Annotated in this window: 7 protein-coding genes; all 7 read right to left on the bottom strand. The window is 50.8% G+C overall.

Annotated elements, in window-relative coordinates:
* The coding region (locus BBG47_RS26440; protein ID WP_217492530.1) for a contractile injection system protein, VgrG/Pvc8 family at nucleotides 1–1,860 on the bottom strand (1,860 nt) is incomplete at its 3' end.
* Between the two features lie 79 nt (nucleotides 1,861–1,939).
* Nucleotides 1,940–2,365: a DUF4280 domain-containing protein gene (locus BBG47_RS26435; protein ID WP_065294231.1), complete on the bottom strand. Its 426-nt coding sequence runs from the start codon at nucleotides 2,363–2,365 to the stop codon at nucleotides 1,940–1,942.
* 14 nt (nucleotides 2,366–2,379) lie between these two features.
* Nucleotides 2,380–2,925 carry a hypothetical protein gene (locus BBG47_RS26430; RefSeq protein ID WP_065294230.1) on the bottom strand — a complete coding sequence of 182 codons (546 nt, stop codon included), beginning with the start codon at nucleotides 2,923–2,925 and terminating at the stop codon, nucleotides 2,380–2,382.
* Nucleotides 2,922–4,109 (bottom strand): pentapeptide repeat-containing protein, encoded by a 1,188-nt coding sequence (locus BBG47_RS26425; protein ID WP_065294229.1) that lies wholly within the window; start codon nucleotides 4,107–4,109, stop codon nucleotides 2,922–2,924. The genes BBG47_RS26430 and BBG47_RS26425 overlap by 4 nt, the downstream gene beginning before the upstream one ends.
* Nucleotides 4,110–4,131: 22 nt before the next feature.
* Nucleotides 4,132–5,547 carry a phage baseplate assembly protein V gene (locus tag BBG47_RS26420; RefSeq protein WP_065294228.1) on the bottom strand — a complete coding sequence of 472 codons (1,416 nt, stop codon included), beginning with the start codon at nucleotides 5,545–5,547 and terminating at the stop codon, nucleotides 4,132–4,134.
* Nucleotide 5,548: 1 nt separating this feature from the next.
* Complete coding sequence (locus tag BBG47_RS26415) at nucleotides 5,549–6,217, bottom strand: hypothetical protein (protein WP_065294227.1); 669 nt, start codon at nucleotides 6,215–6,217, stop codon at nucleotides 5,549–5,551.
* Between the two features lie 475 nt (nucleotides 6,218–6,692).
* Entirely contained in the window at nucleotides 6,693–8,321 is a 1,629-nt protein-coding gene (locus tag BBG47_RS26410) for an ABC-F family ATP-binding cassette domain-containing protein (protein ID WP_065294226.1), read from the bottom strand.
* Nucleotides 8,322–8,599 lie beyond the last annotated feature (278 nt).

Below are 8,599 nucleotides of genomic sequence, written 5' to 3'. Positions count from 1 at the left end.
CAGCAAGAATCGTACTAGCGATTCCTTGGTTTCCGGGTTCCTCCAGCCTCTCGCATCAGTAAATACTTTGCCGAGCAGTATCGCAAACTCCCTTTGCATTTCCAGCTGAATCATTTCTTCTTCACTGAGCGGGCCTGCTGTCGTCCCCCCGCCTGGGGGCAGCCCGATTCGGAATCCGCTGGAAGAGGTCATCATGCCAAGAACACTTAGTGCCGAGCCTACTAGCGAGCCAACCACTCCCGCTGCCGGGATCATGCCCAGCAGACTGAGCGCAGCACCTGCCAGCAACCCGATTTGAGCCCCGGTAATACCTTGCGATTCAGCTGACGCCGTCTTCGCAGCTTGTCCAGCCTCATAGGCTTCCACCGTCATCAGCGGCGGCTCCGGCATCGGTGTTAGCGGGGTCACATGCACCGGGGACTTCACGGTGCCTTCCTGGTGAAGGAGATCCGAGCGCATATCCGATTCGCCGTCTAAAATGAGACTGCTCTCGCCTCCGCGCAAATAGAGCGATTGCCCTGCTCTCATACTTACTTGCTGGCCTGCCTTGACCATAATGTCCCGGCCGCTTATCGCAAGACTATTCTTGCTATGGATATGTACGCCACTGCCTTCATTTAAGCGGATATTCAAGCCGCCTCCCGCTTCCAGCTTCAGTTCTACATTTCCCATGCTGATCCGCTTGCCTCGCTTGCCGCTCCATACCTTCTCATCGGGTTTATCGACGGCAGCATGCTGTCGCAGCGAGCCCCGGACTACGGCCTCTGCCTCATGTGCCGAAGGCAAATATAACTGCGCTCGATCTCCCGGCTCCGGCATCCAATACAAGCCGCTGTTTCCCTCAGCTGCGTAGCTTGTTACATACGGGAACCAACAGCCGTCCGAAACAGCATCTTCGCCATCCGCATCCAAGCGAAGCCTTACCCGATCCCGCTGCACGTCGATCACAATCCCACTGAGCACGGCACCTGTCGCCTGCCAATTCTCTATGCGCGGGCAGGTTGCATCTTCCTCGGCACATAACTGATAGGTGTGCAGTAGAAGCCCGTTCTTCATCTCGCTTACGATCTCAGTTACGACCGTCCTCAGCCCGCTTGGCAGGCTAACGCGATCCCCCAAAACGAAGCATCTTCCACTCTCTAGCGAATACACGGCTGCGGACGACGAACCGGATCCATTTCCGAATGGAATCTTTTGTGCTCCACGCTCCAGCGAAGAATGAAAGCTCTTCCGAACCCGGTACGGCTCTTGTTCATCCAGTCTCCAATGCTTTCCTGCCGGCAAGCCGAAGAACAGCTTCGGAGATTCTGCGGTAATTTCCGGCACTAACACCGTGCCAAGCCGTGAGGCCATCCGCTTCAAAAACGACCAGTCCGTCTCCTCATATTGTAGGGTAAAAGATTCCAGCGTGCTACCCTCGCTTGCAGTATCGATTGAATCCGAACGCGCATAGTCCTTCAGAACTCGTTCCAGTACGTCCTCATAAGTCGTATGCTCCGGCTGGAATGAACGGGTTTTAGGCCAAATATCCAGCTCATAGCTCCAGGAAATCGCTTCTAAAGTCAAGACATATACACTGCGCTCCGCATGTATGGATCGAGTCATCACTTGACCACAAAACAACGTTCGGACTACGGAACCGTCATCTCCTAGCTGTTCTACCTTTACGGGCTTGCCATAATCATACGCCTCGATATCCTGATCGCCACTCTCCTCTGCCAGCAAGGCGCGCATATGCAGCCGGGCATGCTCATTCACTCGCTTCTCGATTCGCAGCTCAAGGATTCGCTGTATATCATGCGCCCACACCACACGGATATGACCGTAGCCTGCCGCATTTTCTGCGCTTTGCATACTCATCTCCAACTTCTCCCCTCCTTGCATGATTTGATTACTGGAAACGGGATGTATTGTACAATCGTCTATGAGCGCATTCCCATCAATCCAGTTCCTGTCCGTCATCCTCGATGCGAATGACACCGCCATAAAGGCATTGGTGCGTACAATCGCTTAGCAAAGCGGGTCTCCCCTCCACAAGCACATCGTTTTTTCCATTCAACCAAGGCATGGTCATAACCGGAACGCACGGAGCTTTCTTCACTCCATAAATGTCGACCAAATTACTGCTCTGCACAGCCGGATTCATCGGACAAGAACAGTTTCCAAAAGAAGTTATGTTCACGCCCGGCACGAAATCCCCAACGTTCATCTGAGCCTTGCCCTTCACGTATGTACCATGGCATTCCGGCATTGTGATCCGGGTCGGCTGAGTGCCGAAGCTGCAGCTAAGAATAGCGCCCGCTACGACATAGCTGCCTTTGCGCCCTTTTCCTGGCTGAACCCGGATATCCTGTTGCTCCTGCACACGCCTCACTCCCCTTACTCTGCATCGAATTCATGCCCGAGCTTTTGATCCAATTCAATCTCTATAAAATGAACCCCGTACACATCCCGCCGAAGCAAACTCTCGGCAAGCGCCAGATTGACGATCCACACTCTCTCGCGGATTCCGTCGACCTGGAACAGTGGCCGATAGTTGCGCTTTCCTTCCAGCACAAGCCGCTTCAAGCCCCCATCCTTGTGGAATTCGCTATCAGGCGAGAGACAGCTTAGGCGAGGCAGCGACGTCATCCAATAGACTTCCTGCCGTTCCCTTTTCATATCAGTCAAAATAACAGGACGCCAACGCAATTCAGGCATGTACAGCTCTATCAACCGCTTAACGCGATCCGATAACAAGGGCATGGGCCGATCCATATAATCGACATATTCGACGGCATTCCGTTCCCGTATCGGGAAGACGAGCGGCTGCTCTTCCACGCCGGCTTCTTCCTCTAGTCGGCGCACGGTTCCATGCGTCATCATATTCGGCTCTGCCCGATTCGCAATCCGTTCATCCGCAGCAAGTCTGAATAACCGATTCATGGCCGTCCCTCCATTTCCTGCGATAGCAGGCGGTGATCCTCATCATCCCAATGCGCATCATTCCAGTTGATCTCCGTTACATCCGCGTCTTGAAAATCAGCTCCCGTCAAATCCGCCTTATCGAAGCGCGCCCCCTTGAGATTTGCTCCGCGGAAGACGGCATTCTTCAGCGTGGCTCCAGTGAACACTGCGCCAGGGAGGTTGGCTCGGGTAAAATCAGCACCGGTCAAGTTGGCCTTAGCGAATTGAACTCCTTCAAAAATAGGTGGAAATCCGTCGAATGGCAGCACGCCCCGCTTGCCCTGGACGCCCCGGAACACCGCCAACGGCATGGAGCACCCGCTATAGTTCGCACCGTTAATAAGACTATAGGCAAAGTTGGCGCCATCCAACCGGCATTCCTGCCACAGCGTGCCGATCAGAACGCCATCAAGAAAACGGCTGTTCGACAAGCAGCAGTCTCGAAATGCGCTGTACCGAAGATCAATCCCCGCCCAATCTCCCTCCGACAAATCCATAGCGTGAAAAGCTTCATATGCGTAATCCTCTTCATTTCCCTCCCGCAGCCATGACCGCACTTCCTCTGCAGCGCGCTTGCGCAAGTCCAGCCGGAACACGCACTCGCTATGATCCAAATATTCTCCTACCCGAACCTCGAATACTTCTGCCTTCTCCACAGCTTGGAACTCCGGCGATTGGGAAGCTTCCAGCATAGCCAGCCGAATCAGGCTGACCACGACGCGGTGTATGTGAACGGCCTCGCGCAGACGAATGCGCTCCAGATGTGCGGAATGAACGGCCCCCTTATATTCGCGGCTGGCCAGCTTCAATCTGTCTGCCAGCAAATCCAAGTAGCGATAAGCCCACAAGCCGTCATAGTAGCCTTCAACCGGTTCGGCGTCGAACAGCCACGAGCTGTCGGACGCTTGTACGAGATAGCGAGCTCGTCCCTGCGCAATGTCCGTTCTCAGCATAGAGTAGGTGATGAATCCAAGGCTTCCTTTTTTCCCGGAGAGCTGCTGTTCACGAATGACCTTGCACCATTGCCGGAAGCCGTCGACAAATTCTTGCACCCATTCTTTCTTGGCTTCATCCCATTCTTGTCCGATTGCAGCGAGCATCTCGCTCCTCTCGCGAGGTACTGCTTCCTGAATGAAATGGGCTAACGCTGCTTCGCTGTTCATGACAACCTCCTCTTCCGCATGCTTAGTTCGACTTCACTTTGCTGCCCGTTAAGCGCGCCTGACGTCCCAAATGAAGCTGGCTGCCCTTGCAGCTCATATTCATTTCACTGCCTGCAGACAACACCATCTTGCGTCCGGCATTCATGGAGATATCCCCATCCGCAGTGATGCTGACTCCTTTGCTGCTGGCAATGTGAATGCCCTCATCATCGTTCAGTTGAATATAAATGGCGCCATCCTTCCCGGTAATGACGATTTCATCCGGAGCAAGCTTGATTTCTTTGCCGGATGGCGTACGGAATATTTTCACATCGGGATTGCTTAGCTTATTGCGTCCGCTCGGTTCGGTATTATGGCGTACCGCACCGCCAGCGATGCCCTCCTCTTCCTTCTTTCCAGGGAAATAAACGGCTACTGGATCGCCTATCTCCGGCATGACGTACCATCCGGTGCTGTCTTCCGCCGAATAAGCGGTCGAATATCGGAACCAGCGCGCTTCGTCCTTCTTTTGCTCATGATCACATTCAAAGTGGACTTTTACTTTGTCCCCTGCCACATCAATCACTTTTCCGCGAATGGATGCGCCGATCAAGCGCTCATGGCTATACTCCTTCTGCCGCAATCCTTTGTAAGAGCAGAGCACATACCGATGCTTCAGCATGCCGCCTTGCATCGTCGTCTGCGCTTCGCGCACAAAGAGACTTTTGCCTTGAAATTGAATATGACTGCCTAAGTCGAATACTTCATCCGTTTCGATGTCATAGGTAATAAAGTCGTTTTCACCGACAGGTGCGGCTTCATTTTCTACGAAATATCTGAACGGCGCCATTCGCTTGCTAACGGTATAATTCATTTGCTCCAACCGAATCACTCTTGAACCATCAGGAATACCGAAATAGAACTTGGGTTCCAGGAATTGAGCTGCCGGAACGAGGCTGGTATGGTATCGAGAGGCCATTCTCCGTAGAAACGCCCAATCCGTCTCCTCATACTGCAAAGCCATTCGCTGCAGCTTAGCCCCGGCAGTTGCTTCATCCATCACGTCAAGTCCCGGGTATTCCTTGCCTATATGTTCAAGAAGCTGAGGAATCGTCATCTTTACATTCTGGAAAGACCTCGTCTTCGTCTTCACATCCATGACGTAGGTATGGGATATCGCCTCCACTTCCAAATAGTGAACGCCCTGCACGACTTGGATTTCGATAGAAAGTGCGATTCCACGGAACAGGGGCTTGCTCCCACCGTCCGCATCCATTTGATTCAATTCAATAGAGGTGTCCGCATCGGTCATATCCACATAAAGCTTGCTCTTTTCCTCAGACACAATCCCCGTGAAGTGCAGCCGTGCATGCTCGTTGAGCTGCTTCGTCAGGGTCAGTTCCTTCAGGTGGACTAATTGGTATGGATGAATGTTCAAATTCTCATAAGTGAGGCTCACTTTACTTCTCCCCTTTCTCACTGCCGAGGGTTTGTAAGGTCCGCATCATCGCATGGGCCACTGGCTTCCAGTTCCTCATGTCCATTGCACTGCATGAGAAAGAAACGAGCAGTACGCTTCCTTCCAGCTCCTTGAACATCATGTAATAGTACAGCGTCCCGTCTAATACGGAAGCGGTGAATTCACAATACCCTGCTCGCTCCCCTTCATCAGAACTCAATATGCCCTCATCAATCCAGGAGCGGATAGGCTGTACCGAGCGAAGCATGCGAGCCATCGTCTCCTTATAAACAGCAAGCCCTTCTTCTTCAAGTGGCTCCTCTGTATGGTTGAACGTCAGGTTCACGGTACCTTCCTTGTTCGTATAAATTAGGGATGGACGATATACCGAAGGATATTTGATCGCAGTCTCCTGCTGAGTCATGAGACGCCAAGTTTTCGGCATCCTTACGTGAAGCCTTCCTTCCAGTAATATCCGATCCGTTAGCGGAATCATTTGTCCGTTGACGCTTATTAGAGGATGATTGAGATCGATAGACTCTCGCTTAACGTTCCCACCTCTTCCGTCTCCTTCTCCCCCATCCTCTTCCCTCATCTCGCCGTCACGTTCCTGTCGTTCTTCCTCCAGCTCCATCATCATCGCCAAAATTTTTTCATCCAAATGCTGCACGAGGCCTACCTCCTATCCCTTTACTCCGAGTTCTTTCTGAAGTCCCAGGCTTAGCATCAGAACAAGCGGAACAACCCACCTTATTTAGATATATTTTCCTAATATATTATAACGGCAAGAACACAATCTGATTTGATAGAAATGGAAAAAATAGATGTCAATATTTCTAAAGATGCAAATCATCAGGGGATGTCTGATCTATTGCACAGGTACAACAATACTTTTTTTGGGGAGGAAACGGAGGTAAAGCGAGGAAAACGAGTGCTGCACATTTTGGCAACTTCAAGCCTGATTTCGTGCACATCCATAGGAAGGATCGGATTCAGGAACGAACCAACGCTCCTTGCTCGATCTTGCTTTCAAGAAAGAGGCAATGTACCGCTAAAGCGAAAATTAATGCAGGGACAGTTTATAAGCATACAAAAAAAGGTTTGAACAGCCATATGGCTACTCAAACCTCTTATTCTATCAGATGTTATTTGCTTTCTTCTGGATACAGCTTCTTGCGCAGCTCTTTCACTTCTTCATTCTCAAGATATTCATCGTACGTGCATACACGATCGATGATGCCATTCGGCGTAATCTCGATAATGCGGTTCGCAATCGTCTCAATGAACTGATGGTCATGGGACGTGAACAGCATTGTGCCGTCGAAGTCAGTCAAGCCGTTGTTGAGCGCTGTAATGGATTCGAGATCCAAGTGGTTCGTCGGTTCATCAAGCAACAGCACGTTCGCGCCGCTCATCATCATCTTGGAGAGCATGCAGCGAACCTTCTCGCCCCCGGACAATACGCTTGCCTTCTTCAATGCTTCTTCCCCAGAGAAGAGCATGCGGCCCAAGAAGCCGCGAAGGAATGTCTCGTCTTGATCCTTGGAGTATTGGCGCAGCCAGTCAACCAAGGTATCCTCAACCCCATCGAAGTATGCGGAGTTGTCTTTCGGGAAGTAAGCTTGTGTCGTCGTAACGCCCCAGCTGAATGTTCCTGCATCAGGCTCAATCTCACCCATCAGAACTTGGAACAAAGTTGTTTTCGCCAATCCGTTTGGACCAACGAGTGCGATTTTGTCGCCTTTGTTCACAACGAGGTGAAGGTTATCGAATACTTTTTCGCCTTCAACTGACTTCGTCAAACCTTCGATCGTCAACAATTGCTTGCCAGCTTCACGCTCAGGCTTGAAGTTGATGAACGGATATTTACGGTTCGATGGACGAATGTCGTCGAGCGTAATCTTATCGAGCATCTTCTTACGTGAAGTCGCCTGCTTCGACTTGGACGCGTTCGCGCTGAAGCGCTGAATGAAGGCTTGAAGTTCCTTGATCTTCTCTTCCTTCTTCTTGTTCTGATCGCGCATCATCGTTTGCGCCAATTGGCTGGACTGGTACCAGAAATCATAGTTACCTGAGTACAGCTGAATTTTACCGAAGTCGATATCTGCAATGTGCGTACATACCTTGTTCAGGAAGTGACGATCGTGAGATACGACGATAACTGTGCCTTCATAATCCATCAGGAAGCTCTCGAGCCAGTTGATCGATTCGAGATCCAAGTGGTTGGTAGGCTCATCGAGCAGCAAGATGTTCGGTCTGCCGAACAATGCTTGTGCAAGCAATACGCGTACCTTCTGGTTGCCGTCAAGCTCAGACATCAGCTTATCATGAAGATCTCTAGTGATTCCAAGACCGATAAGCATCTCGCCTGCGCTCGATTCAGCTTCCCAGCCGTCGAGCTCAGCGAATTCGCCTTCCAGCTCGCCTGCGCGCATGCCGTCTTCTTCCGTGAAGTCTGCCTTCGCATAGAGGGCATCCTTCTCTTTCATAATGGAATACAAGCGCTCATGACCCATAATGACTGTATCGAGAACCTTGAATTCTTCATATGCATAATGATCCTGCTTCAAGACCGACAGACGGTCTCCAGGAGTAATGTTTACTTGACCATTTGTCTGTTCAACTTCACCAGACAATATTTTAAGAAATGTCGATTTGCCCGCACCGTTCGCGCCAATCAAGCCGTAGCAGTTCCCTGGTGTAAACTTAATGTTCACGTCCTCGAAAAGCGCTCGTTTCCCGTAGCGGAGCGTAACGCCGGTTGTACTAATCATGGCATTCCCGTCCTTTGCCTATTATTGGTTTCAAACTGTTATTATAGCATAAGGATCAGTATAATGCGACGATTGAACATTTTTACCATGATCTTTGGAGAGTTACACATATCAAATCCGGCATTTTATGTATATAATATTTCCATCTTTATCAAAATGAAGGTGTCCCCTATTCCTTACGAATGACGGAGACGCCTCATTATTAAAGTGGTTTGCAAGGGCTTCGGATAAGAAAAACTCTTATCGAAAAATTCCAAGATGTGCGACCGCGGCCTAAG

The sequence above is a fragment of the Paenibacillus sp. KS1 genome (assembly GCF_001680695.1).
GTDB lineage: Bacteria > Bacillota > Bacilli > Paenibacillales > Paenibacillaceae > Paenibacillus_B > Paenibacillus_B suaedae.
The sequence above is the reverse complement of the archived record's forward strand: the minus strand, read 5'-3'. Positions and strand labels throughout refer to the sequence as shown.